25 protein-coding genes are annotated in these 25,154 nt (G+C 59.0%); 16 read left to right on the top strand and 9 right to left on the bottom strand.

Translation table 11 applies throughout. From position 1 onward, the window contains the following. Positions 1 to 147 precede the first annotated feature (147 nt). From panB to rplS, 7 genes are all read left to right on the top strand, one after another. Positions 148 to 963 carry a 3-methyl-2-oxobutanoate hydroxymethyltransferase gene (gene panB / locus D3Y59_RS17460; RefSeq protein ID WP_119446210.1) on the top strand — a complete coding sequence of 272 codons (816 nt, stop codon included), beginning with the start codon at positions 148 to 150 and terminating at the stop codon, positions 961 to 963. A 253-nt stretch (positions 964 to 1,216) separates the two neighbouring features. Next, entirely contained in the window at positions 1,217 to 1,930 is a 714-nt protein-coding gene (locus tag D3Y59_RS17455) for an RluA family pseudouridine synthase (RefSeq protein WP_119446209.1), read from the top strand. 178 nt (positions 1,931 to 2,108) lie between these two features. Continuing rightward, positions 2,109 to 2,870, top strand: a complete 762-nt coding sequence (locus D3Y59_RS17450) for an acyl-CoA desaturase (RefSeq protein WP_119446208.1) — start codon at positions 2,109 to 2,111, stop codon at positions 2,868 to 2,870. Between the two features lie 307 nt (positions 2,871 to 3,177). Further along, entirely contained in the window at positions 3,178 to 3,717 is a 540-nt protein-coding gene (locus D3Y59_RS17445; protein ID WP_119446207.1) for a 30S ribosomal protein S16, read from the top strand. 119 nt (positions 3,718 to 3,836) lie between these two features. Continuing rightward, positions 3,837 to 4,418: a ribosome maturation factor RimM gene (gene rimM, locus D3Y59_RS17440; RefSeq protein ID WP_119446206.1), complete on the top strand. Its 582-nt coding sequence runs from the start codon at positions 3,837 to 3,839 to the stop codon at positions 4,416 to 4,418. An 87-nt stretch (positions 4,419 to 4,505) separates the two neighbouring features. Continuing rightward, positions 4,506 to 5,243, top strand: coding sequence for a tRNA (guanosine(37)-N1)-methyltransferase TrmD (trmD, locus tag D3Y59_RS17435; RefSeq protein ID WP_119446205.1), 738 nt, complete (start codon positions 4,506 to 4,508; stop codon positions 5,241 to 5,243). A 92-nt stretch (positions 5,244 to 5,335) separates the two neighbouring features. Next, positions 5,336 to 5,692: a 50S ribosomal protein L19 gene (gene rplS / locus D3Y59_RS17430; protein ID WP_119446204.1), complete on the top strand. Its 357-nt coding sequence runs from the start codon at positions 5,336 to 5,338 to the stop codon at positions 5,690 to 5,692. A gap of 83 nt (positions 5,693 to 5,775) precedes the next feature. Here rplS and D3Y59_RS17425 read toward each other — a convergent pair whose 3' ends face one another. Next, the gene (locus D3Y59_RS17425; protein ID WP_119446203.1) at positions 5,776 to 6,186 is read right to left on the bottom strand and encodes a hypothetical protein; all 411 of its coding nucleotides are present in this window, start codon (positions 6,184 to 6,186) and stop codon (positions 5,776 to 5,778) included. A gap of 139 nt (positions 6,187 to 6,325) precedes the next feature. Between D3Y59_RS17425 and D3Y59_RS18410 the strand changes: the two genes are divergently transcribed. Beyond that, on the top strand, positions 6,326 to 9,322 hold the full coding sequence (locus D3Y59_RS18410) for a M1 family metallopeptidase (RefSeq protein ID WP_162910877.1): 2,997 nt from the start codon (positions 6,326 to 6,328) through the stop codon (positions 9,320 to 9,322). 112 nt (positions 9,323 to 9,434) lie between these two features. Beyond that, positions 9,435 to 9,923: an inorganic diphosphatase gene (locus D3Y59_RS17420; RefSeq protein WP_240410607.1), complete on the top strand. Its 489-nt coding sequence runs from the start codon at positions 9,435 to 9,437 to the stop codon at positions 9,921 to 9,923. A 132-nt stretch (positions 9,924 to 10,055) separates the two neighbouring features. On the opposite strand, the gene D3Y59_RS17415 is transcribed toward D3Y59_RS17420, so the two are convergent. Continuing rightward, entirely contained in the window at positions 10,056 to 10,760 is a 705-nt protein-coding gene (locus D3Y59_RS17415; RefSeq protein WP_162910875.1) for a hypothetical protein, read from the bottom strand. 265 nt (positions 10,761 to 11,025) lie between these two features. Between D3Y59_RS17415 and D3Y59_RS17410 the strand changes: the two genes are divergently transcribed. The 3 genes from D3Y59_RS17410 to D3Y59_RS17400 all read left to right on the top strand — a co-directional run bounded on the left by D3Y59_RS17410 (position 11,026) and on the right by D3Y59_RS17400 (position 13,152). Next, complete coding sequence (locus tag D3Y59_RS17410) at positions 11,026 to 11,433, top strand: 6-pyruvoyl trahydropterin synthase family protein (protein ID WP_119446200.1); 408 nt, start codon at positions 11,026 to 11,028, stop codon at positions 11,431 to 11,433. Next, positions 11,426 to 12,091: a GTP cyclohydrolase I FolE gene (gene folE, locus D3Y59_RS17405; protein WP_119446199.1), complete on the top strand. Its 666-nt coding sequence runs from the start codon at positions 11,426 to 11,428 to the stop codon at positions 12,089 to 12,091. The genes D3Y59_RS17410 and folE overlap by 8 nt, the downstream gene beginning before the upstream one ends. A gap of 131 nt (positions 12,092 to 12,222) precedes the next feature. Further along, entirely contained in the window at positions 12,223 to 13,152 is a 930-nt protein-coding gene (locus D3Y59_RS17400; protein WP_119446198.1) for a TIGR01777 family oxidoreductase, read from the top strand. A 303-nt stretch (positions 13,153 to 13,455) separates the two neighbouring features. On the opposite strand, the gene D3Y59_RS17395 is transcribed toward D3Y59_RS17400, so the two are convergent. From D3Y59_RS17395 to D3Y59_RS17370, 6 genes are all read right to left on the bottom strand, one after another. Then, positions 13,456 to 15,849 (bottom strand): transglycosylase domain-containing protein, encoded by a 2,394-nt coding sequence (locus tag D3Y59_RS17395; protein ID WP_119446197.1) that lies wholly within the window; start codon positions 15,847 to 15,849, stop codon positions 13,456 to 13,458. An 80-nt stretch (positions 15,850 to 15,929) separates the two neighbouring features. Next, entirely contained in the window at positions 15,930 to 16,277 is a 348-nt protein-coding gene (locus D3Y59_RS17390; RefSeq protein ID WP_119446196.1) for a hypothetical protein, read from the bottom strand. Then, positions 16,274 to 17,047 (bottom strand): ferritin-like domain-containing protein, encoded by a 774-nt coding sequence (locus tag D3Y59_RS17385; RefSeq protein ID WP_162910874.1) that lies wholly within the window; start codon positions 17,045 to 17,047, stop codon positions 16,274 to 16,276. Before D3Y59_RS17385 ends, D3Y59_RS17390 begins: the two co-directional genes overlap by 4 nt. Positions 17,048 to 17,151: 104 nt before the next feature. Next, positions 17,152 to 18,801, bottom strand: a complete 1,650-nt coding sequence (locus D3Y59_RS17380; protein WP_119446194.1) for a DUF4153 domain-containing protein — start codon at positions 18,799 to 18,801, stop codon at positions 17,152 to 17,154. A gap of 45 nt (positions 18,802 to 18,846) precedes the next feature. Further along, positions 18,847 to 19,146 carry a winged helix-turn-helix domain-containing protein gene (locus D3Y59_RS17375; RefSeq protein ID WP_119446193.1) on the bottom strand — a complete coding sequence of 100 codons (300 nt, stop codon included), beginning with the start codon at positions 19,144 to 19,146 and terminating at the stop codon, positions 18,847 to 18,849. An 88-nt stretch (positions 19,147 to 19,234) separates the two neighbouring features. Beyond that, positions 19,235 to 19,936, bottom strand: coding sequence for a hypothetical protein (locus D3Y59_RS17370; protein WP_119446192.1), 702 nt, complete (start codon positions 19,934 to 19,936; stop codon positions 19,235 to 19,237). A 258-nt stretch (positions 19,937 to 20,194) separates the two neighbouring features. Between D3Y59_RS17370 and D3Y59_RS17365 the strand changes: the two genes are divergently transcribed. From D3Y59_RS17365 to D3Y59_RS17355, 3 genes are all read left to right on the top strand, one after another. Further along, positions 20,195 to 20,986: a class I SAM-dependent methyltransferase gene (locus D3Y59_RS17365; RefSeq protein ID WP_162910873.1), complete on the top strand. Its 792-nt coding sequence runs from the start codon at positions 20,195 to 20,197 to the stop codon at positions 20,984 to 20,986. Between the two features lie 163 nt (positions 20,987 to 21,149). Then, positions 21,150 to 22,037 carry a UbiA family prenyltransferase gene (locus D3Y59_RS17360; protein WP_119446190.1) on the top strand — a complete coding sequence of 296 codons (888 nt, stop codon included), beginning with the start codon at positions 21,150 to 21,152 and terminating at the stop codon, positions 22,035 to 22,037. A 44-nt stretch (positions 22,038 to 22,081) separates the two neighbouring features. Beyond that, positions 22,082 to 22,723: a hypothetical protein gene (locus D3Y59_RS17355; protein ID WP_162910872.1), complete on the top strand. Its 642-nt coding sequence runs from the start codon at positions 22,082 to 22,084 to the stop codon at positions 22,721 to 22,723. Between the two features lie 68 nt (positions 22,724 to 22,791). On the opposite strand, the gene D3Y59_RS17350 is transcribed toward D3Y59_RS17355, so the two are convergent. After that, complete coding sequence (locus D3Y59_RS17350) at positions 22,792 to 23,448, bottom strand: DsbA family protein (protein WP_119446188.1); 657 nt, start codon at positions 23,446 to 23,448, stop codon at positions 22,792 to 22,794. A 266-nt stretch (positions 23,449 to 23,714) separates the two neighbouring features. On the opposite strand from D3Y59_RS17350, the gene D3Y59_RS17345 reads away from it, so the two are divergent. Further along, complete coding sequence (locus D3Y59_RS17345; RefSeq protein WP_119446187.1) at positions 23,715 to 25,133, top strand: T9SS type A sorting domain-containing protein; 1,419 nt, start codon at positions 23,715 to 23,717, stop codon at positions 25,131 to 25,133. The last annotated feature ends 21 nt before the right edge of the window (positions 25,134 to 25,154 follow it).

Here is a 25,154-nt window from a genome sequence, read left to right as displayed (position 1 = left end):
TAAAGACTCAGGAGTTGGGATTGGACATTCGGAATTGGTTGAAATAAAATCGGCAGCTTTGCGTCCTCACCCACAGGCGTAGAGCTGCCGGCTTTTTTTGCCCCGGCCCAAGCCCCCAAGACCCTAAGCTCCCAAGACCCAAAAACCATGTCGCAGCACAAGGAAATCAAACGCGTAACCACGCACCAGCTGCTGGCCATGAAGCAGCGCGGCGAGCGAATTTCGATGCTCACGGCGTACGATTACTCGATGGCCAAAATACTCGATGGCGCCGGCATCGATGTGCTGCTCGTGGGCGACTCGGCTTCCAACGTAATGGCGGGCCACGAAACCACGCTGCCCATTACACTCGACCAAATGATTTACCACGCGGCCTCGGTGGTGCGGGCGGTGGGCCGCGCGTTTGTGGTGGTAGATATGCCGTTCGGCTCGTACCAAGGCAACTCTTCGGAAGCGCTGCGCTCGGCCATCCGCATCATGAAGGAGTCGGGCGGGCACGGCGTAAAGCTCGAAGGCGGCGCCGAAATCAAGGACAGCATCATCCGCATCCTCACGGCCGGCATTCCGGTGATGGGGCACCTAGGGCTCACGCCGCAAAGCATTTACAAGTTTGGCACCTACACCGTGCGCGCCAAAGAAGAAGCCGAAGCCCAGAAACTGCTCGACGACGCTAAGCTGCTCGAGGAGTTGGGTTGCTTTGCCTTGGTGCTTGAGAAAATTCCGTCGGCCCTAGCTAAGCAAGTAGCCGAGCAACTCACCATTCCGGTTATTGGCATTGGCGCCGGCCCCGAGGTAGATGGCCAAGTGCTGGTGGTGCACGATATGCTGGGCATTACGCAAGAATTTAAGCCGCGCTTTTTGCGCCGCTACGCCGAGCTCGGCGACCTGATGCACCAAGCCGTTACGCAGTACATCGGCGATGTAAAAAGCCGCGACTTCCCGAACGAGAAAGAAGCCTACTAACCCAAACTTCGGCGCCGCTGCCGCGGGGTGCCTGGGCCGTTGCTACCTAGGCACTGCCCGCCGCGCCGCGGTAGCGGCGTTTAGCTTCTCTTTTAATTTACAATACCGCATCCGTTTCCAAACTCTGTCGTTTATTTGTGCAGATCGTTGGTAGGCGCGGCAGCCGGCTCTTGTTTTGCGGAGCGGTATTTGCAGCGTGTTGAATTATTCCGAGCCCGCCCCAACGCTTACTTACATTTCTTGGATTCCACTTGTGAATAGACCCGCCATTTGGTCGGAGCAGAAGGAAATTCTGTTCGAAGACAACCACCTGCTGGTGCTCAACAAAACCGCCGGCACACTGGTGCAAGGCGACGAAACGGGCGACGAACCGCTCTCGTCGAAAGCTGCCGAATACCTGCGCCTGAAGTACAAAAAGCCCGGCAACGCCTTTGTGGGCGTGTGTCACCGCCTCGATCGGCCCGTAACGGGCGTGGTGGTGTTGGCCAAAACCAGCAAAGCCCTGAGCCGCCTGAACGAGATGTTTCGCGACAACTACATGCACAAAACCTATTGGGCATTGGTAGGCAAGGCACCGCAGCAGCCCGAGGGCACCTTGGTGCATTGGCTGGTGAAAGACCCTATGCGCAACGTAACCAAGGCGTATCCACAAAAGCACACGCAAGGCCAGCGGGCCGAGTTGCATTATAAAGTGCTGGCGCAGGTGGGCCACCGCTACCTGATAGAAGTAAATCCCATTACGGGCCGGCCGCACCAAATTCGGGTGCAGCTCTCTACCGGCTTGGGCACGCCCATTACCGGCGACGTGAAGTACGGCGCCATGGCCCCCCTGCCCGACCTCAGCATTGCGCTGCACGCGCGGCGCCTTCGCTTTAAGCACCCCGTTACGCAGCAGGAAATGGACATTGCGGCGCCCCTGCCCGAAGCCGAAGCCTGGAACCCAGTGCGCGAACTGGTAATGGCTTAGCGAACGTTTTTCACCTAGGGCAACACCCGAGCAGCCGCACACCGCCGCCACTTCCTGACAAAAGTCAGTTTTCGTTGGCCCCCGTTGCTGTCGTACGTTTGCGCACTGGCTTGAACCAAACGGCCTTGGACGTGTTAAGGCGTTCAGGGCTTTTCCACATCATTTTCCACTACCATCCATGCCGATCCTGCTGTTCTTTGTCGGGCACTGGTACCTATCGTTGTTCGTGCAGACGTTTTACCTGCACCGCTACGCAGCGCACAAAATGTACACCATGAACCGGTTTTGGGAGCGGTTTTTCTTTGGGCTGACATACGCGGCGCAAGGTTCATCGTTCCTCTCACCACGGGCGTACGCGCTGCTGCACCGCATGCACCACGCCTATTCCGATACCGAGAAGGACCCGCACTCGCCGCATTTTTCGTCGAATGCCTTCACGATGATGTGGAAGACGAAAAACATCTACAACTCGGTTCTCAACAACGATTATGAGTTGGCCAAGCGCTTCGAGGGCGACTACCCCGTGTGGAACCTGCTCGAGCGCATCGGCGACAACTGGAAGTCGCGCGTGGGTTGGGGCACGGCCTACGTGCTGTTCTATGTGGCGTTTGCTACGGCCTGGTGGCAATACTTGCTGTTGCCCATCCACTTTCTGATGGGCCCGATCCACGGCGCCATCGTGAACTGGAGCGGCCACAAGTACGGTTACCAGAACTTCGACAACAACGATAAGTCGCGCAACTCGCTGTTCTTCGATTTCCTGACCGGCGGCGAGCTGTTCCAGAACAACCACCATAAGCTGCCCATGCGCGTCAACTTCGGCGTAAAATGGTGGGAACTCGACCCCACCTACCCCGTTATCTGGACGCTGGACAAAGTGGGCATCATCAAGCTCAAGCGCAAAGTAGCGGCCCAGGAGCCCGAGCGCCTCGCGGCGTAAGCAAGCTGCGCAACCTTTCCGTAAAAGCCGCCCCGCAAAAACGGGGCGGCTTTTCTTTTGGTCCGTCCCGCGCGGGTGTCGCTATCTGATTAGCCTAAGGTGGTATTCGGAGAATCTTGCCACGCTCCCACCTAGGGGCGGGGTCCGCAGTGAGCGCAACAACACCCGCTAATTACCGAATAGCAAGCGTGCACAAACGACAAATGATTGCTGCAGTGCTCGGGGTAGTCGTTTAAATTGCTACCTTTGCGCCTCCAAATCATTTTTCATCCGACGGACGAGTTCCGTCACCTAACCGACACGGTTTATGGCAGTTAAAATCCGCCTCGCCCGTCGCGGCCGCAAGAAGGCCGCTATGTACGACATTGTAGTTGCTGACTCCCGCTCGCCCCGCGACGGCCGCTTCATCGAGAAGCTCGGCACCTACAACCCGCTCACCAACCCGGCTACCATCAACTTCGACGCCGACAAGGCTTTCGATTGGTTGATGAAAGGCGCTCAGCCGACCGACACGGTGCGGGCTATGCTGTCGTACCGCGGTGTACTGTTCCGCAAGCACCTGCAGCTCGGCGTAATCAAAGGCGCCATCACGCAGGACGTAGCCGACCAGCGCTTCTCTCAGTGGATTGAGGAGAAGAACGCCAAGATCGAAAGCAAGCGCACCGACGTAGGCACCGCCAAGGACGAAGCCCGCAAGCAGCAGCTTGCAGCCGAAACCAAAGTGCGCGAAGCCCGCGCCGAGGCCCTGCGCCAGAAGCAAGCCGCTGCTACTGCAACCGAAGCTCCGGTTGCTGAAGGCGAAGCTGCTGAGGCTCCGGCCGAAAACGCCGAAGAAGCCAACGCCTAATTTAGTTTAGGAGTCTTCACTGTTCAGGAGTTTTTGGGTTAGCGGCGCGGGAGTTTCCTTCGGAAATTCTTGGGGCCGCCAACCCAAAAACTCCTGAATTTTTTAACTCGCCAACCCCTATGACTCTCGACGAATGCTACGAACTAGGCTTCGTGGTGAAAGCCCACGGCCTTAAAGGGCAGATGGTAGCCGAGCTCGACGTCGATAACGTTGAGGAGTACCTAGGCGCGGAAGAAGTGTACGTGGAGCGCCCGGCAGACTCGGGCAAGCTCCACCGCTTCCAGATTCAGCGCTTGTCGGTGCAAGCCGGCTCGCGCGTGCTGCTCAAGCTCCAGAACGTGGACCGCGTTGAGGACGCCGAGCTGTTTCGGGGCCTGAAGCTTTACCGCCCCCTTGCCGATTTGCCCGAACTCGACGAAGACCAGTTTTACTTTCACGACGTTGTGGGGTACACCGTGGTTGATGCGAACCTAGGCAAGCTGGGCACCGTGGAGAGCTTCTACGAAATGCCCGAGCAGGATTTGCTTGCCATGGCTTACCAAGGCAAGGAAGTGCTGATTCCGGTGGTGGATGAGTTGGTGCAGTACGCCGATGAAGAAGCCCGTGAGCTGCACGTAACCCTGCCCGAAGGCTTGCTCGACGTGTACCTGAACCCCGCCTCGCGCGAAAAAGACGAGCCCGACGAATTCGACGAACCCTAGGTTTGGCTGCGCGCTTTGCTTGGCAGAGCCGCGTGCTTTACTCCTCCTGCCGTTCAATGCCCTGGGCGCGTGCAACGCCTTCCTCCTATGCGCTTCGACATCGTAACTTGCCAGCCCGAACTGCTTACCAGCCCCTTTGCACACTCCATTGTGCAGCGGGCGCAGGATAAGGGTTTGGCTGAGATTCACCTGCACGATTTGCGGCGCTTTGCCATCAACAAGCACGGCCAAATCGACGACTATGCTTTTGGCGGCGGCGCAGGCATGGTGTTGCGGCCCGAACCCATAGCGGCCTGCCTCGATGGGCTAATGGCCAAGCGCAAGTACGACGCCGTTATTTACCTCACGCCCGACGGCCCGACGTTCCGGCAAGCTGCCGCCAACCGTCTTTCCATGGCCCAGAACATTATCCTGCTCTGCGGCCATTACAAAGGCATCGACGAGCGCATTCGGGAGGAGTATGTAACCGAAGAAATCAGCATCGGCGACTTTGTGCTCAGCGGCGGCGAACTAGGTGCCGCCGTGGTGGTAGACGCCGTAGTGCGCCTGCTGCCCGGTGTGTTGGGCAACGAAGAATCGGCGCTGAGCGACTCGTTTCAGGATGGTTTGTTGGCTCCGCCCGTGTATACCCGCCCCGCTGAGTGGCGCGGCCGCGAGGTTCCGGCTATTCTGGTTTCGGGCGATACACCCAAAGTAGACGAGTGGCGCCAAGAAAAAGCCCTCGAACGCACCCGCCAGCGCCGCCCCGATTTGTTGGCCGATTTGCCTGCCGAGGCCTTTGAGGCACCGCAACCTAGGCGACGCCGCAAAAAACCTAACGCTTAGTATTGTAGCTAAGCTTTACAACCGCTATATTTGCGCCTCCTTACCGAAACCACTTGGGCGGCGGCGCCGTCCTTTCAAGATTTTTTGCTGTCATGAGCCAACTTCTCGACCTCATCAACCAGGAAGCCAAAGAGCGCCGCGCCAGCTTCCCCGATTTTGCACCCGGCGATACCGTTAACGTTCACGTTAAAATTCGCGAGGGCAACAAGGAGCGCATCCAGCAGTTCCAAGGCGTAGTTATTCAGCGCCGGAACGCTAACACGAACGGCGAAACTTTCACCGTTCGTAAGGTGTCGAACCAAATCGGTACGGAGCGTATCTTCCCGATCATCTCGCCGAACCTCGACAAGATCGAGCTGATCCGTCGCGGTAAAGTTCGTCGTGCCCGCTTGTTCTACTTGCGTGGCCTGTCGGGCAAAGCTGCTCGTATCAAGGAGAAGCGCGCCTAAAGCATCTTGCTTCCAGCTACAAACAGGGCCTCTACCAACCGGTAGAGGCCCTGTTCTTTTTTACAGCGCGGGTCGGCTAGTTGCTACTGCTGGCTGCGTTGGGCAGAGTCTTGCCGCAGGTCTTCGTCGGGGCTGGTGCGGCCACCGGCCACCTCACGGGCAGCCTCCAGCAAAGCTTTACCTAGGTTCTCAACGCGCGGCCGAACGTTGCCTTCGGCCAGGTGCGCCACCTTGGCCGTGTTTTCACCTAGGCGGTGCAGCAGCTGTCCTACCAGCTTGGCATCGATGGCACCGCCACCGAAATGGGCTTTAAGTGCCTGCAAATCCACGATGAGCTCGTGAAAATCTTGGTGGCCGGCATCTTTTAGGTCTTCAATCCAACGCTGCAGGTTGTTGTCGAGGCCGGCGCGGTTGGCTTCTTCTTGCAAGTCTCCGCCGAGCAGCTTGGCGGCTGCATCGAGGTGTACCTCGTGCTGCACATACTTCTTTTCCATCGGGCTTAGGTGTATGGTTGGGCAATGGCGCCGAGCGGCACCGTGCGTTGGCTAACGGCCGTGGTAGCGCCTAGGTTATGGCAAAGCAACCGGCATACGTGCCGAACACGTACTTTCGCCACGCATTCGCCTTAACTCTATGCAAAAACTAGTGGCCAGCCTTGTGCTGGCAGTGCTGCCGCTGGCGGCCGTTGCCCAAACCGAGCGCCCGTATTGGCAGCAAGAAGTAAACTACTCCATCGACGTAGCCCTCGACGACAAGCAGCACGTGCTTACCGGGCGCGAGCAGATGCAGTACGTCAACAACTCGCCCGACGCGCTGCCGTTCATCTACATCCATTTGTGGCCTAACGCTTACCGCGACAACTCCACGGCATTTGCCCGGCAGCAGCGCCAAGTTGGCAAGCTGAAGTTCGAGTTTGCCAAACCCGAAGCGCGCGGTTACATCGATCAGCTCGACTTCAAGGTGGATGGCCAATCGGCGCGCCTCGAATACGATGTCCAAAACCCCGACATTGCCAAGTTGCTGCTGCCGCAACCGTTGCAACCGGGGCAACGTGTTACCATCAGCACGCCCTTCCGCGTGAAGCTGCCCGACTCTTTTTCGCGGATGGGCCACGTAGGGCAGAGCTACCAAGTAACGCAGTGGTACCCCAAGCCCGCCGTGTACGACCGCACCGGCTGGCACCCCATGCCTTACCTCGACCAGGGCGAATTCTACTCTGAGTTCGGCTCGTTCGATGTGCGCATTACCTTACCCGAAAACTACGTGGTGGGCGCTACAGGCGAGCTGCAAACGCCCGCCGAGCTGCAACGTCTTGACGAGTTGGCTACGGCAGCGGCGGCCAAAACCAAGCCCGAACAATTTGGCACCAGCGAGGAATTTCCGGCGTCGGCGTCGGGCACCAAAACGCTGCGCTACACGCAAGACCGCGTGCACGACTTCGCCTGGTTTGCCGACAAGCGTTTTAACGTGCTCAAGGACGTGGTGCAGCTGCCGTCGGGCAAAAGCGTTACGGCTTGGATGATGTTCACCAACCGCAACGCTGCCGACTGGCTGAAGCACCGCAACGACATCCGGTACGCGCTGGAGGGCTACTCGCGTTGGGTGGGCGAGTACCCCTACTCGGCGGCTACCGCCGTGGATGGCGCCCTGAGCGCCGGCTCGGGCATGGAGTACCCCATGGTTACCGTAACCGATCCGTTTGCTATTGTGCACGAAGTCGGCCATAACTGGTTTTACGGCATTCTGGCCTCCAACGAACGCGACCACCCGTGGCAGGACGAAGGCGTGAACACCTACATGGAAAGCCGTGTGATGGAAGCCTTTAAACAAACCCCCTCCGACCCGCTGGCCAAAGCTGCTAGCAGCCCGGTAGTGGCCCAAAAGCTTGGCCTTGCAGGTGTACCGCCGGCAGCGGTAGCGCAAACCCAATGGCAGGCGGTGGCCAGCCGCGGCTACGACCAGCCCAACGCGGGTCCGGCCTCGGCCCAGTTCACCAGCTACAATTACGGCGCTATTGTGTACGTGAAAAGCGCTGGCTTGCTGCGCTACCTTGCCGGGTACCTAGGGCAGGAAAAGTTCGACCAGGGCATGCGCCTGTATTACGACCGGTGGAAGTTTCGTCACCCATCGCCGGCCGATATGCAAGCCGCGTTTGAAGAGGCCGCCGGGCAAAAGCTCGATTGGTTTTTTCAGCAGATGCTCGGTACCACCACCCGCTACAACGCTACGGTATCGGATTTGCTGCTGGCCGGCGAGCAAGTGAAGGTGTTGGTTCGCAACGAGTCGACGGCTGCTTGGTCGGTGCCGGTTGCTACCGTTGATGCCCAAGGCAAGGTGCTGGAGCTGAAGTGGACACCCGTGTTTGGCGGCCGCGAAGCCGAAGACCGATCTACCGGCGACGAAGACACCGACGTAACCCAACTTAACTTCCGCCGCACGCCCGAGGTAGCCGCCGTAGTCGTCGACCCCGAGTACCTGACGCCGCAACTCAACCGCCGCGACGACCAGCGCCTGCTCGACGGCACCTTCCCCACGATGGAGCCCTTGCGCATCCGGCCCCTGGCCGGCGTGGAGCGCTGGGACCGCACGGACCTGTATTGGCTGCCGGTAGTAGGCGCCAACACCCACGACAAGTTTATGCTGGGTGCCGCCTTCTACAACAACCCTTTGGTGCTCAACAAGCTAAGCTACGTGGCCATGCCCATGTTTAGCATTAACCGCCGCGACCTAAAAGGCATTGGCCAGGTGAACCTCACGGCTCTGCCAAGCAGCCGCTACCTGCAGCGCGTTACCACCTCGTTCCAGGTAGCTAGCTTCGAGCGGTACACAAAGCTGGAGCCAAGCTTGTCGCTGGAGCTTCGCCGCACCCAGTGGGGCAACTTGCGCCAGCAGGTGCAGTTAGCCTACACCATCGTGCGCACCGAGCAAGACCCTACCTCAACCGGCAACATCATCCCGACGTTGCGTTACGAGCTCCTAGGTGGCGATGCGGCCCGCAACTACGGCGCCGATGTGGAGCTGAACGCGTTTACCCCGCGCAGCGCAGGCACCACCTACGATTCGCCGCAGCTGCTGCGCGCCGCTTTGCGCTACGAGCAGCACTACGCCGAAAAGCGCAGCTTCCGGGCGCGTTTGTTTGGTGGCCGCTTCCTGTCGCAGGCTGCTGAGTCGCCCTATGCCATTGGCCTGAGCGGCAGCCCCGATTACCGGCGTCAAACAGCCTTCCTCGATCGTCGGCAAATTTCCGACGCCCTGACGGCCCAAGTGCACCAAACCGACGACCGCGACGGCGCTTTCAAAGCATATTTGCCTGTGTTTGCCGATAAGTGGCTCACCACGCTCAACCTGGAAGCCGATTTACCCAAAACGCCGCTGGTGGTTTTTGCCGACCTAGGCGCCGCCAACCGCCGCTTTGTGTTGCCCAACGGCGGCAACCAGCGCCTGTTTTACGACGCCGGCTTGGCCTTGCCTTTAATGAATGATGCTTTCCGGCTTTATTTGCCGATTGCTGGCTCGCAGTACGACAACGGATTGCCCAGCAGCCGCAAAAACTTCACCGACAACATTCGCTTTGTACTCAACCTGCAAAAAGCCAACCCGCTGCGCCTCATCGACCAGGCACTTCGGTAACTCAGGTTCTGCAGTTGCTGCATCATTCGCGCTCCTGGCGGCTGGCCTTACCAGCTGTCAGGAGCGTTTTGATAAGCTGCCCACCTACTCGGCGGAGCGACGCTTGCTGCAAGTGGTAGTAGAAACACCCGCCGGCTCAAACCGCGTGCTGCGCTACGACGCGCGCCACAACGATTTTCGGCCGGCGTTGCGTGCCGGGGTTGAGCAGCGAGTGGACTTTTTGCCCTACCCGGCCAACGCGGGGTTTATTCCCTCCACCCGTTTGCCTGCCTCCAAACTGCACCCCCTAGGTCGGCCGCAGCCCGCCATTGTGTTGGCCGAAAGCCAGCCGCCGGGCACCGTCCTCGAAGTATTACCCTTGGCCTTGCTGCTGCTCGACAACGGCGGCGAAATGCAGTCGGTGGTGCTAACCGTGCCCGCCCGCCCCAGCCAGCGCAACTTGTCCGTAACCTCGTGGCAGGAGTTGGTTGCACACTACCCCGCCGCCCGCGAAACCCTGCGTTTGTGGTACCAGCACACCGGCGAACCAGGCGAGGTAAGAGTGGTTGGGTGGCGTGGGCCCGAAGCGGCCGAGCAGCAAATACGCCTTGCCCGCAACTAGCCCCCAGTCGGCAGGCAACCACCAGCACCTAGGGCCCTGCCACCATGCCACAACACCGATTTAGAACCGGCCTGAAAGCAAAAAGCCCCGCCATAACGGCGGGGCTTTGCTATTAATAAGCTGGACGCTGAACTACTCGATTTTGTTCATGCGCTCTTTAACCGACTCCAGCTGCACACGCATGTTCACAATGTCGGCGCGAGCGGCTTCTTGCTCCTTCAGGTTCGAGTCAACCATGTTGTTGAGCTTCACCAGTTCGGCAGCGTTTTCGGCCAGCTGCTGCTGAATTTCAATTTTCTTCTGCTTGTTGCGCTCGATGTCCTTCTTGATGGCGTCTTGCTTAGCAATAACGGCCATGTGGTTGTTCTGCGAGTTGATCAGGGCGCGCTCGGCTTCTTGCACTTGCAGGGCAATGTCTTCGCGGTACAGCTGACGGGCAAAGTCCTTCAGGTAGCTTTCGGCCGACTTCCACTGCTGCGGCGTAGCGTCTTTGCTCAGGTAAGCGTTGCCCAAGTCAATCGACCACCAAACGGTAGTACCGGTCGGTACGGCGTCAACCTTCGAGATAATGCGGATCGGAGTCTTTGAAATCGACTCAACCACGACACCATCCATCGAGTACACGCCTTTATCGGCCTTTACCTTGCCGATTTTTTCGTTGATGAGCTTTACCCACGAGTCTTCTACGCGCTTGCTATCCAGCTGAATAGTAACGCGCTGACCTTTACGAGGGATGCCTTTTACTGCCATTTCCGTTTCGTCTACGGGCGAGCGTTGAGCGAAGCCTGCAGTCGTCAGGACGAACAGCAACAGAGAGAGGAGTACGCCTGATTTCATAGAGAGTGAAATAAGTGTGTGAAAACGAAGTGTGAAGTGCAGCCGCTCGCTATTTGCGGGTAACAACTCACCAAATTTAACCACCCCTACACAAAGCGCCAGAGTAGGGGCTAGATTTTTTTCACTCAATATCACTTTTATTAGATATATCCTTCGCAATATTTGATAAGTTCAAGATTAGAAAAATATATACTTGATAAAGTACTGTTATTGAGCAGGATGCGAATACCGAAACAAACGACCCGAACTTGGAGTTAAGGACCACATGAAAGTAACCGTAGGACGCACCGAGCACTTCAACGCCGCGCACCGCCTTTATAACCCCCAGTGGACGGACGAGGAAAACGACCGCGTGTTTGGCCTGTGCAACAACCCCAACTACCACGGCCACAACTACGTGCTGACGGTGCGCCTTACCGGCGAGCCCAACCCCGACACGGGCTATGTGTACGATTTGAAGGAGCTGAGTAACCTCATCAAAAGCGAGATTCTAAATACCTTTGACCACCGCAACCTGAATCTCGACACCGAAGATTTTCGCCACCTGAACCCTACGGCCGAGAACATTGCCCGCGTGTGCTGGCAGCGGCTACGGCCTCACCTGGCCACCAACTTGGCCTTATCGGTCACGCTTTTCGAAACGGACCGCAACTTTGTAGAATATCATGGCTAAACAGCCCGATCCGGCAGCCCTTCCGGGCGCCGACGACCACCTCGATGCCGAGTTGCGCACCCCATTGCGCGACGATGCTTTTGCGCTTAGCGAGGAAGATAAAATTGCGGGCATCACCGCGCACTTCCGCGAGATTATGCATTTGCTCGGCCTCGACCTCACCGACGACAGCCTGAACGGCACGCCGCGCCGCGTGGCCAAGATGTTCGTGAATGAGTGGTTCCGCGGGCTCGATCCGCAGCACCGCCCCGAGGTTCGTTTGTTTGAAAACCGGTACCAGTACCACCATATTCTGGTAGAGCGCGACATCACTTTGTTCTCGTGCTGCGAGCATCACTTTGTACCTATTATAGGTAAGGCCCACGTAGCGTACCTGCCCGGCGAGCACGTGGTTGGCCTTTCTAAGCTGAACCGCGTGGTGCAGTACTACGCCCGCCGCCCGCAGGTGCAAGAGCGCCTCACCCGCCAAATTGCCGAGGAGCTGAAGCAAAGCCTGCGTACCGACGACGTGGCCGTGCTCATCGAGGCCGACCACTTGTGCGTGATGAGCCGCGGCGTAAACGATACCAGCAGCTCCACCATTACGGCAGAATACGGCGGGGCTTTCGAGCGCGACGAACAACTGCGGCGCGAGTTTTTGCGACTGATCGGCAAGTAACCCTCGTGGCTGGCAGCGCACCTAATCGTTGGCCGCGCTGTTGCGGTGAAAAGCATGTGGCGCCTGCAGTTTAACTTGCAGCCCTTTTTGAACTTACCGGCAGTAATCGGTCCTTTCGTGTTGCTTACACAATGAAACCATCGTTGCGCAAAGTGTTGATTTCGGGTGGCCGCGGCCTTATCGGCATGCGCCTTTCCGAAATGCTGATTGACGCAGGCTACGAAGTGGCCCACTTAAGCCGGCAAACCGGGCGTGGCCACTACTGCAGCTTCCGTTGGGACCCCTCCGCCGGCCAAATTGACGAGGCCGCCATCGGCTACGCCGATTTCATTGTGAACCTGGCCGGCGCCAGCGTTTCGGACGAGAAATGGTCGGAGGAGCGCAAGCACGAAATCATGTCGAGCCGCGTGGGCGGCACCAACCTGCTGGCCCGCGAGCTGCGCGAGCGGCCGCACCACGTGAAGGCATTTATCTCGGCCTCGGCAATCGGCATTTACGGCGACGCCGACGACCGGATGCTGACGGAAGAGACTCCACCCGCTCCGGCCGACGACTTTCTGGCCGACGTAGCGACGCAATGGGAACGGGCTGCCCAACAGGTGCAAGACCTAGGCATCCGCACCGTCATCACGCGTATCGGCATTGTGCTCAGCGACGAGGGCGGCGCGCTGCCCAGCATTGCCCGCCCGGTTAAGCTGATGGCCGGTGCGGCCCTAGGTTCGGGGCGCCAGTACATGTCGTGGGTACATATCGACGACCTCTGCCGCTTGCTGATTCAGATGATGGAAGAACCGGAGTGGCAGGGCACGTACAATGCGGTGTCGCCGCACCCGGTTACCAATAAGGAGTTTACCTCCACCCTGGCCGATGTACTACATCGCCCGTTGGTATTGCCCAAGGTGCCGGAGTTCGGCCTGAAACTGCTGATGGGCGAGATGAGCGAGATTGTGCTGGCCTCGCAGCGGGTTAGCGCCCAAAAAGTAATGGAGCAAGGCTTTAAGTTTGAACACCCGCACCTGCGCGAAGCACTGGAGTCATTCTACCAGCGCGAGGAAGGCTAACGCACCTGCGTCACCCAAAACAACCCGGGCCCGCCAGGCAGTGCAATACTGCTTGGCGGGCCCGGTGTTTTGGGCTGGCACTGTGCGCGCCACCTAGGGCACAAGCGCACTAGCAAGCCCAGGTGCGAGGCGTCCGCAGTAGCGCTGAGTGTTACTCGGCGCGGCGGCCAACAGCCGCCATGCTGGACTGCGTGGTTCTATGTCATATGGCGCGGTGCCGGATTGGCGCGCGCCGCGCCAGCGCCGAGTGGCACTCGGCGCTACACCAAGGCCCGCCGCAACGCGGATTAGCAAGCCTAGGTGCTACTGCGCCTTCAGGCTATCGGGCACCTCAATGGTGCCTTCGTTAATGCGGTCGAGCAGGTTGTCCACCACAATCGAGTCTACTTCCACTTTCTGGCGGCGCGGGCGCGAATCCTCGGAGTAGCAGATGTACTTGCGATTGATTTTGCCGGGGTACTTCGGAAATGGGCCGGGCGTAATACCTAACTCCTTGTCCTTGTAAATACGCTCCATGAACATGCCGAACACCGGCAGCGCCATACGGCCGCCTTCGCCCTGCTCCGAGCGGAAGAAGTGAATGGAGCGGTCTTCGCCACCGACCCACACCCCAGTCACGAGGTCTTTGGTAATGCCCATGTACCAGCCGTCGGAATAGTTGGAGGTGGTGCCGGTTTTGCCGCCGATCTGGTTGTTCTTCTTCCACAGGTCGTACTCCCACAAGCCCTGCGAGGTACCGCCGGGCTCGTCCATGCCGCCGCGCAGCATGTACACCATCAGCCAAGCCGTTTCGGCCGGAATCACGCGTTTCTGCTGCGGATCGAACTGCTTAATAACGTTGCCGTTGCGGTCTTCGATGCGCGTAACGATGAGCGGCTCGGGCCGGAAGCCCCCGTTTACGAACGTGCTGTAGGCATTCACCATTTCGTACACGCTCACGTCGCCGGCCGAACCTAGGCCGATGCTCGGTACGCCCAGCAGCTTGCTCCGGATGCCCACTTTGTTGGCATATTTGGCTACCTCGTTCCAGCCCACACGCTCGGTAAGCTGGGCCGTTACGGAGTTTACCGAGCGGGCCATGGCGTGGCGCAGCGTCATGTTGATGCCCGTGTACTCTCGCGTTACGTTGTCGGGCTTCCACTCCATGGGCTTGCCGTTCTCCACGTAATTTATCGTCACGCGCTCGTCCCGAATCCGGTCGCAGGGCGCGTAGCCTTTATCGATGGCGGTGAGGTACACAAACGGCTTAAATGTGGAGCCGGCCTGCCGTTTGCCCTGCTTTACGTGGTCGTACTGAAAGAAACGATAGTTCAGGCCACCCACCCAGGCTTTGATGTGCCCGGTGTACGGGTCCATCGACATCATGCCGGCGTGCAGAAAGTGTTTGTAGTACGCCAACGAGTCGAGCGGCGAAAGCAGCAGCGTAGTGTCGCCGTCTCCCTTCCAGGTAAACACCTTCATGGGGCGCTTGGTGTTCAGGGCCGAATCCAGGCCGGCGGGGTTGCCTTTGTAGCGCGTGGCCAGCTCTTTGTATAGCTCGGTGCGCTTAATCTGCGTTTCAATGAAGTTGGGAATTTCGTTGCCATCTTCATCCACCCACGGGTTTTTGCCGCGGTTGCGCCAGAAATTATCGAAGCTGCGCTGCAGCGTTTTCATGCGCTTCTGCACGGCGTCCTCGGCGTGCTCCTGCATGCGCGAGTCGATGGTGGTGTAGATGCGCAGTCCGTCGCGGTACATGTCGTAGCCGTTCTTCTCGCACCAGTCGTTTACGAACTGGCTGATGGCCGTGCGGAAGTAGTTTTCGGGGCCGTCGACGTGCTTTTCTACCTGGTACTTCAGCACGATGGGCTGCGCCTGCAGAATTTTCACTTGCGCGGCGGGCAACACCCCCGCTTGCCCCATGCGCTCGAGCACCAAATTGCGGCGCCGGGTGGCGGCTTCGGGGTGGAAGCGCGCGTTAAAAGCCGTGGGGTTGTTGAGGGCGCCTACCAGCACCGCTACTTGCTCGGGGCGGAGGCTGTCGGGCGTGGTGCTGAAGAACGTTTTGGCCGCCACCTTAATGCCGTACGACTGCGAACCGTAATCGACGGTGTTGAGGTACATGCGCAGGATTTCATCCTTGGTGTAGCGGCGCTCCAGCTCCACGGCCGTCAGCCACTCCTTCAGCTTGGCAATGATGGTGCTCACCACGGGTACATGACCTAGGAGGCCCTGCTCGCCGCGGCGGGTTTTGTAGAGGTTTTTGGCCAGCTGCTGCGTAATGGTGGAGCCCCCGCGCTTTTGCCCGCGGGCGGCAGCCACCACCGAGCCCACCAATGCCTGCGGATCGATGCCGGAGTGCTCCTGGTAGCGGATGTCTTCGGTAGCCACCAAGGCCTTTATCAGCCACGGCGACATGCTGTCGAGCGGCACGGGGTAACGGTTTTCGCGGTAGTAGCGCCCAAGCAGCACGCCGTCGGAGGTAAACACCTCGGAAGGCTGCTCTACTTTGGGGTCTTCCAGCTCCTCGAGGCTCGGCGATTTGCCGAACAGGAACAAGAAGTTGGAAGCTACCAGAATAGGCAGCAGCAGAAAAAAACCAGCCGCGGCAGCAAAAGCAGCCCAAGCAATGCGCGAAAGGCGGTTAGGCCAAGAACGCTTGGGGCGGGGCTTTGGGGGCGTAGCGGCGTTAATATGCTGAGCTTCAGTCGAGGGCATCGGGCAAGAAAAACCGGGGAGCTGGCACGTAAACGCTCCGGCTGAAATACAAATATACCAGTTGCCAGCCGGGAGCCGGTTCAGTAGCGGGTAATTGCCTCGCCGGCGGCCCACACAACCGATACAACCAGAAATATCAGCACGGGTACAGCCACAATTGCACCTGCAATAGCCACTAGCCTGGCCAGGGCCGGCAGCACCTGCCCCGGCAGTACCGCCGCCCACCGCCATGCCGCAACGGGTGCCGATGCTACCACGCAGCCTACCCCAGCCGCGAGCATGGCTTGGCAGGCCATGGCGGCGGCCGGGGTATGGGGCCACAGCTCCTCCTGGCCAAGTAAATTTAGGGCCGCAACAACCGCCATGCCCAGCCCCCACCACATGGCCATTGGCGCCAACTGCACGCCCCGCACGAGCAGCGCTATCATTGCCCCTGAGTTGCTAGGTGCGCCGGGCCTAGGTGCCCAACGCTGCCCTGGGCGGCAGGTAGCTCGGCAGCCGGGGTCCGCAGGAGTTGCTGGGCCCGCTCCCACTCTTGCGCTACGCCGGCCGCAAACCCCACCGGCCCCATGCCCCCTGCCCACAACGTGCGGTTGTAGCACACCCACACCACAGCCGTCGTGCCAATCATCAGGCCGCGGTGTAGTTGTTGGCTGAGCCACCACCCCAGGCTGCTACGCCGCGGGCGCAAATACCGCAGGGTGCTGCACTGAAAGGCAATGTGCTGCCGCTCGTCACGCAAAATGCGCAGGCATATTTGCTGCAGCAGCCCCGAGTAAGTAGCGTGGTACAGGGCGCGGTAGTACACAGCAGCAATTATCTCGGCCGTGAGCAGCAACCGAATGGTGTGCTCCCAATTGCTGAGGCGCCGCAGCCAGCGAAATACGTTGTCGGTGAAGCACACGCGCAGGCGGGGTAAGCCTTGCACGTCCAAAAAACGCCCCAGCACCTTGGCGTGGCCTTGTTCTTCGGCAATAAACAGGCGCATGGCCGCGAGGTAGTCGGCATCGTGGCTGGTTTGGGCGTGGTGGTACAAGTGGTGCCCCTCGGAGCTTTCGCCGCGCTGAAAGTGCTGTAGCGAGCGGCCCGCCGCGCGTCGTTCGCGCTCGGTAAGGCGGTAGGTATCGTCCCAGCTCAGCTCGGCCAGGTGGTTTTGGTTGGCGCGGAAGTACGCAGTCCAGTCGGCAAACGTCATCATGGCAAAGGGTGCGGGCCCGGCAGCAGAGCAGGCAGGTTTATGGGTGATAAACTGGGGCAGTGCCCTAGGTGCCGCAGCTGCCCGCAGCACCTAGGGCAGCCGGATTAGTGCCGTTGGCTGAGCTGGCGGTAGGCCTGCCAATCGGCGTAGGTCCAATCCTGCCAGCTGGCGGTTGCCTGGTAGTAAGCGCGCCAGCGCGCCACGCGTGCATCGAGCAGGCGCTGGGCAGCATCGGGTTTTAGGGCTTGGCTGCCGTAGCCGCTGTAGGTAGCGGCGGTAGTGATGCTAGGCGTGCGGTTGAGGGTAGCGCGGTGGCGCACCAGCTCGGGCAGCACGCGGCCGGGCATGCTCAGCAGAAACCCGTAATCGATTTGCCGAAACCCGGAGGTCAGGTTGTAGCGCGCAATCCAGATTTCCCAGTTGCCCAGTGCCAAGCAGAGCAGCACGAGGTACGCGGCTACGCTGTTCAGCCGAACCAATGCAAAAGCCGAACGCCGCTGCCAGATTTTGAGCAGGATGGTAACCAGCCCAAACAGCGTGAGCAGCAGAAAGAAACACACGCCTATGCGCTTGTAAGCCAAGCCCATGTGCGAGATATAATAGTAGTTGCGCAACCCTACCGATACCGCCAGCACAGCGTTTTGGACCACCCACACCGTGGCACCCCAGCGCAGCAAAGGCAAACCCGGTTGGTAGAAATTGAGGTTGCGCCGGAAAAACCACAGCACGATGCCCATGGCCAGCAATATGCTGAAGATGAGCACGTAGGTGCCCTCGTGCACGAACTGCGCCAGGTTGAAATTGCCCTCGGGCCGGAAACCAAACCACAGCCATTGCACATCGATGGCGTTGACGACCAACAGCAGCAGGTTGACGAGCCCAAACACGGCTACGGCCCCTAGGTACTCTTTGCGCAAATCGGCGAGGCGGAACGTGCGCCGCCGGAAATCGGGGTTGCGCACGGCAAACGAGGCTACCCCGTCGCGCCGGCGCACCACTGCTTCGGCAAAGCCGGCCTCCCACTGCGCCAACCTGGGTGCGGGCACCCGCAACAAAGCCACCGCCGCGGCAGCCAAACCCACTAGCAAAAACAGCAAGTGTCCCACCGACAACACCGCTAAGTATTTGGCCAGCCACTCGGCAAAGCGGGCCCATACCTCGCCGGCCAGCACCCGGTAGCGCGGATTAGCCAGTGCAAACAACACATGAAACACCCCGAGCACCAGCAACGGCATGGCAAGCAACCGCACATACCACCCCACGCGGCCAACTTTGGTTTGCCGGCTGGGCAGCGCCCGCAGCAGCAAGTTGGGCAAACCAGCCAGCACCTCGGCCGCCGCTCCTAGGCCCGTAAGCAACGCCAAGCTGGCCTGCTTTAGCGGGGGCTGGTTGGCGTAGCCCCACAGCATCAGCAACGAAGCGGAGCAGGCCAGTGCCGCCGCTCCCGAGCCGTACCAGGCCACCGCCCCGGCCGATACCAGCGTACCCAGCAGTACCAACCGAAAGTAGCCCGAGCGCCACGCACTACGCGGCCGGCTGGCCAGCAACACTGCCACGGCCAGCAGCGCGTACACGGCCAGATTCAGCCCTAGGTGCTGCTCCCAAAACAACACATCAAACAACAACAGCCCCACGGGCAGCAGCCATTTTTGGGTTGTGCTCAGCACCAATACCACGGGCCGCCAAGCAGCCGCCTGCGCAGGCCTGGCAGAGCTTTGTACCGAAGTGGTGGAAAATAACGGGAGTGCATCCATATCCTTTAAAGTACTTTGTGTTTCAAAGTTCAAGCACAAAAAAATTTATTCGCCGCCCCGTAGCAATTTCTCAAGCGTATCGAGGTGCTCCTGAAACGCCTGGCGGCCTTCCTTGGTAGCAGTGAAAGTGGTATTGGGCTTTTTGCCCACAAACTGCTTGTTTACTTGCACGTAGCCGGCTTTTTCGAGCGCGGCGGCGTGGCTGGCCAGGTTGCCGTCGGTAAGGTCGAGGGTTTCTTTTAGCTCGTTGAAGCTGACCTCGTCGTTGGCCATGAGCACGGCCATCACGCCCAGCCGCACGCGGTGGTCGAAGGCCTTGTTGAGCTGATGGATTACGTGCTTCACGGATGCGTTGAAAAAGCCTGGCGCGGTTTGCGCCGCAGAAGGTTAGTGAGCCCAAGACCAGCGTGGTAGCCTTGAGCGAAAAGCGCTGTTATTTGGCAGGAGCCACGTTGCTTTCGCGCTCGTAGCGGTTATACATCAGCAGCCCGTAGCCGATGTGGCACAACCCAAACCCCGCTGCAAAGAACAGGAAGGCCCAGTTTACGGCCAAACTAGCCACCAGGCCCAGCAGTATCTGCGAGAAACCCAGCAGCTTAATTTCGGGCAAGGTGTACTTGCTGGCGTTGAGCAGCGCCACGCCGTAGAAGATGAGCATACCCGGCACCACCAGCCCCGCCGCACCGCGCAGGTACAGCTGCAAGCAAAACAGCCCGCCGGCAACCAGCGGCAAGGCCATGCTCCAGAACAGGCGCTTTGCGGCTCCATCCCAGAGCGAGGCGCCGGTGTAACGCGTGCGGCGCCGGGTAAAAAACACAGCTACTCCGCCCGCCAGCACAATTATACCTAGGCACAGCACCAGCAAGTGGGGCAACACCGCGAGCCGCAGCGTGGGCGACTCTTCAAGCATCGAAATCAAACCTGATGAGTTGCCCAAGGTGCTGCCGTACACATCGGTGCCAGGCGAGCCACCTAGGAGCCGGTGCAAATACCAATGCCCCAGGCCCGCCCCGGCCAACGCTACCACGCCCGCCCCTATGCCCGACAAACCACTCAGCGAGATAAACCGCGAGGAACGCTCCATTATCGAGCGGATTTCGGCTAATTGGGCTAACGGGTCGACGGCTGGCTTCATGTATTCAGAGCACTTTGTAAGGCAAAGTTAATCTTACAACATCGGTTTACAATACTTTCCCGAAAACAAAATGCAGAATCTGGCTTTAACCTGAGTCGGCTTCGCTAGACATTTCCAGGCACGCCGCGCCGGGAACCAACAAACAAGCCGGTGGAATGGGTAGAACACCCCCTTTTAGCGCTGCAATAGCTCGGCCTGGCCATTTTAACTCAACCGTTGGTGGCCGTAGCCTCGTACAGCCAACGGTTTGCCGTACTCATGAAGCTTCGCCTACAATTGTTTGAGTTTGAAGACCAGCCCTGGTTTCCGGCCGTGGTGCGGGCGGGCATGATGGATTACCTCCGCTTCATGATTACCCACCTGCACACCTACCGACCCATTGCCCCGCTGCTGGCCGAAGCCCTGCGCCGCACCAACCAGCAGCACGTGCTGGAGCTGTGCGCCGGCGCCGGCGGCGGCACCGAGGATGTGCTGCAGGCCCTGCAAGCCGAGAATCTGCCCAAGGTGCGCATTACCCTCACCGATTTGTACCCCCAGCCGGCCGCGTGGCAGCACATCGGCAAGCAATCAAACGGTGCTATCGGCTTCGAGCCCGCGCCCGTAAACGCCTTGCAGGTACCGGCGCAGCTGGCGGGTTTCCGGGCGGTGTTTTCGGCGTTTCATCATTTCCGGCCGGCCCTAGGTGCCCAGCTGCTGCGCAACGCGGTGCAGGCCCAAACGGGTGTGGGTGTGTTTGAGGGCGCCGGCAAGCATTGGTGGGAAATCCTGCTGGCGCTTACGGTGCTGCCCGTGGCGCAGCTGCTCATCACTCCATTTATCCGGCCCTTTAGCGTCAGCCGCTTGCTGTTTACCTACCTAATTCCGCTTATTCCGCTTTGCACCATCTGGGACGGCGTGGTTTCCATCCTGCGCATGTACACGCCCAAGCAGCTGCTGGCCCTAGGTCGGCAGGCCGACCCCGAGGGCCGCTACCACTGGCAGGCAGGCAAAGTGCGCCACGCCTGGGGCCCCGAGGTAACTTACCTCGTGGGTTGGCCGAAAAATCAATGAACAATTATCAATGAGCAATGGACAACCGAAGGAAGGCGCAGCTGATGAGCGGTAAAGCGCGGTTGAATCGGTTTCTTGCTCTGCTTGCTACCAACGGGTCGTTTTTACCTGCTTGAATCAAACGCCCGGTCCACTCTCATCACCCTTAATTGTTCATTGCTCATTGGTCATTGACAATTACAAAAAAGCCCTGCCGCTGCTACGCATTCCGTTTTCGGTGTACCTGATGCCGGTGTACTGGTTTGCCCTGAGCAGCCTCCGCGAACCGTTTTCGGCTACCCGCGCCGCGGGCGTGTTTGTGGTGCTGCACTTGCTGGCCTACCCCGCGTCCAACGGCTACAACTCTTGGTTCGACCGCGACGAAGGCAGCATTGGCGGCTTGGAACGCCCCCCGCAGGTTACGCCCGCGCTGTGGCACCTTGTTGTCGCTTTTGATGCCTTGGCCGTGCTGGGTGCGCTGCTGATTTCGCCGCTATTTGCCGCGCTGCTGGCCGTGTACCTGCTGGTATCCAAAGCCTATAGCTACGACCGCATCCGCCTGAAAAAATACCCCGTCATCAGCACGCTGGTGGTGGTTTTGTTTCAGGGCGCCTTCACATTTCTGGTGACGCAAATTGGGGCCGACGCAGTGTGGTCGGAGGTTTTTGCCACTGACAACCTGTTGCTGGCCGCCGTCAGCAGCTTGTTTTTGTGCGGCTCTTACCCACTCACGCAAGTGTATCAGCACCAGGAGGACGCCCGCCGCGGCGACCGTACCCTGAGCCTGCTGCTGGGCGTGCGGGGTACGTTTGTGTTTGCGGGCCTGGGTCTGCTGGCCGGTGCCGTGGTTTTGGGCACGGCGTACCTAGGGCGACGAGAGCTTGGCTTTCTGCTGGTGTTTGCCGTGGCCACGCTGCCGGTGGTAGCACTGTTCGGCCGTTGGGTTTGGCAGGTATGGCGCAATTCCGCCGCGGCCGATTTCCGGCGCACCATGCGCATGAACCAAGTGTCGTCGGTGTGCCTGAGCGTAGCGTTTGTGCTGATGCTAGCGCTGCGTCATTGGTTGCCCTAGCCGCGGGCCCCAACTCGCCCGCAGCCGCCTGCGTAGGCCCACATATGACTACGACGCGCCTTCTGCCCTTCGTGCTAGTGCTTGCAGCGCCGTTGGGCTGTTCCAATCCATCGTCTGGGCCAGGCACCGAGCAGGCCGGCACCGCCGCAGCCGACACCGCCGACAGCCCTGCCTTAGAGCCCATGGACACCACGGCCGCCTCGGCCGCCCACGCCCAATCCGACACCCTGAAGGCGGTCCGCGCCCGGCATCTGTTTTCCTCGCCTTCCTCGCCCGACTTATTTCAGCTCGTGCTGCGCGGCGATTCGCTCTTGAGCAGCGAGGCCACGTTCAGCATCACCGCCGCCGATGGCACGGTCATCTTTCGCGAGTCGCTCAGCTCTGCCGATTTGGAAGCCGCTATGGTATACGAAATGAAAACGCCCGGCGCCTCAAGCCAGGAGCGCCAGGCTTACCTGCGCCGCCGCATGGATACGTTCTTCGCCGAAAGCAACTTCCGCCAACCTGCCGTCAAACCAACCGACGCCTTTCAGCCCAACACCACCGACCGCGCCACGTGGGATGACCTGCGCCGCCGCCCCACTGCTGTGGGTTTCGAGTACAAAGTAGGCAAGGAAGACGGCCGGCGCATTGCGTGGTCGCCGCTGAAAAAGCAGGTGGTACGCTACGCCTCGTTTGGCGGTTAGCACACCCCCATGCCAAAGGCCGGCCTAGGTACCTAGGCCGGCCTTTGGCATGGGGGCAAAACAGTGCTTTACTGCTGAGCGGTATCACGCAGCAACTGCTCCAGCCCTGATTTCAACTCTTCGTACGGCTGGTAGCCGCGCGTGAGCACGTAGCCTTGGTGCCCGTGCACCAGCACCAGCGTCGGAAAACCTTGTACGCCCAGCTGACGCACCATCTGAAACTCGTGTTGGGTGGCCTCGCGGGTGGCGTCGCTTTCCCACCACCGCCTGAACTCGCCCGCATCCAGGCTGTATGCTTTGGCCAACTGCTCGTAAGTGGCGGGGTCGTTCAGGTCGCGCCCCTCGGCAAAGTGCGCCTGCTGAATGTCGTGCGCAAACGCCACCTCGCGGTTCAGCGGATCGAGCTGCTTGAAAGCCATGAGGGCACGGCTCGGCGGCTCGGAGTTATTAATGTGGCTGCCCTCGGCTCCTAGCTGCAAAAAAGGCTCGCCGAACTGCACGCCCGTTATCTGCTCCACCTGCTTTAGCGCCTGGCTGATGTAGCCCCAACGAATACTGATGGGCTCTATGTCTTCGCCAACCACCATACCTCCGCTGAGCACCGTGCATGGTACCCGGTCGGCGTACTCTTCAGCCAAGCGCTTCACCACGGGGCTCATGCCGTAGCACCAGCCACACAGCGGATCGAAAATGTAGAGGAGTTGGGTGTCGGGCAGTTGTTGCATAGCTGCAAAGGTGGCAGATTAGAAACAGAGGCCGTTTTTTGGTTAGCGAGGAGGTAGTGCTTAGAGTATTGTTAGCTTATGTAGACGAAATGCTTAGGCCCAGTGTTAGCAAAACAGTGTCATTACATAAAAGTCAGGCCTTTACGCATAGCACCGTAAAAAGATCGGCTGTTGTTGCGTTGATTACTGTCTTTCGGTGATAGTACAATCCAAATTTCTTACATTCACCCCCAACTACCTGTGCAACACGCTCTACATTCACTGATATGATGCGAAAACTTACTTTCTTACTCGGAGGCCTACTTGCTTACGCTGGGGGCGTACAGGCCCAGTGCGTGTACGAAACTATTACTCCTACTTCTGGAGGAAGCAATTTGCTGTCGCAAATTCGATTTCAGCTCGTGAGTGGTAACTGTACCCCCACGACAGGCACATTAGCCGATATTGATAGAGCATATACATCTAGCACTAATACATACGAACTTAGAGACATTGTACTTTATATAAAGAACGATGTCGTAATTGATGCGAACCTAGAACTTTCTAACAACAAAACAGCCATAATCGTTGGCAAGGACCCCGCTATAGTCAACGGTAATTTGACAACGACCAATGTTGCAGCTTCTGTCACTGAAGCTGCAAATAACAACTATACATTTTCCGCTCCGAATGGCCAGCAGGGAGACAACTCCTTTGTAATCTCTCCTCTCGGTCTTCTTTCCGTCAATATTCTTTCTGCCAACAAGGGGAATATCCTCATCGAGGCCAATCGTGGTTCAACCGCTTTGAACTCGCAGATAGGCGTGCTTGAAATAGGCTGCAACATAGTTCTGCGAAACAACGTGATTCTTACTGTTGATGGGCGACTAAACATTTTAGGCAACCTAGATTTGACAGGGGCTACAGGTTCTGCTACTATTATTGACACGGAAACCGGTAATGGTAGCCCTGGCGGTAGTGGTGTTCGTGTAGGGGGAAGCGTATACGGCTCCGACGTTATTAACGATCCAGAGAGCAACAGCAGCACTGGCGTCAACGTAACGTTTTGCGTGCTGAACTACCAAAACGGCGCTACGCAACCTACCGGATGTAGTGCACCTGTTGGTGCCACACCCAACACCAATTACAATTCAGATGCAGCCTGCGCAGCTTCGGTACTTCCCGTCGAGCTGGTAAGGTTTTCGGCTGTACCAAGCGCTAAGCGTTTCGGTGTGGACGTAAGCTGGACTACTGCTTCGGAAAAGAACAACTCGCACTTCGAGATTGAACGTTCGGCAGATGGCGTTACTTACCAAAAGATCGGTCGTGTAACTGGTGCTGGAAATGCGCTTAACGTACGCCAGTACAGCTTCGAGGATACCCGCCCACTAGCCGGCACTAGCTACTACCGCCTACGCCAGGTTGACTTCGACGGCACTGCCTCCTACTCGCAAGTGGTTGTAGTGAACAATAGCAGCCAGCAAGTACACCTCACGCCAAACCCCGCTACCAGCCAACTTGGCTTTGAGTATGCCGGCGGCGAGCTACAGTGGCGCATTGTGAACTCGGTAGGCCAGCTGATGAAGAAAGGCTCGGCGCAAGCCAGCTCGTCGGTTGACGTGTCTTCGCTGCGTGCCGGTGTGTACTTCTTCGAGGTAACTACCGGTGGCCAGCGCTCGGTGCAGAAGTTCTTCAAGCAAGATTAACCTGCCCTAGGTTAAACCGCT

The sequence above is a fragment of the Hymenobacter oligotrophus genome, assembly GCF_003574965.1.
Lineage (GTDB): Bacteria > Bacteroidota > Bacteroidia > Cytophagales > Hymenobacteraceae > Solirubrum > Solirubrum oligotrophum.
Note: the sequence above shows the minus strand (reverse complement) of the source record. Positions and strands in the feature narration are given on the sequence as shown.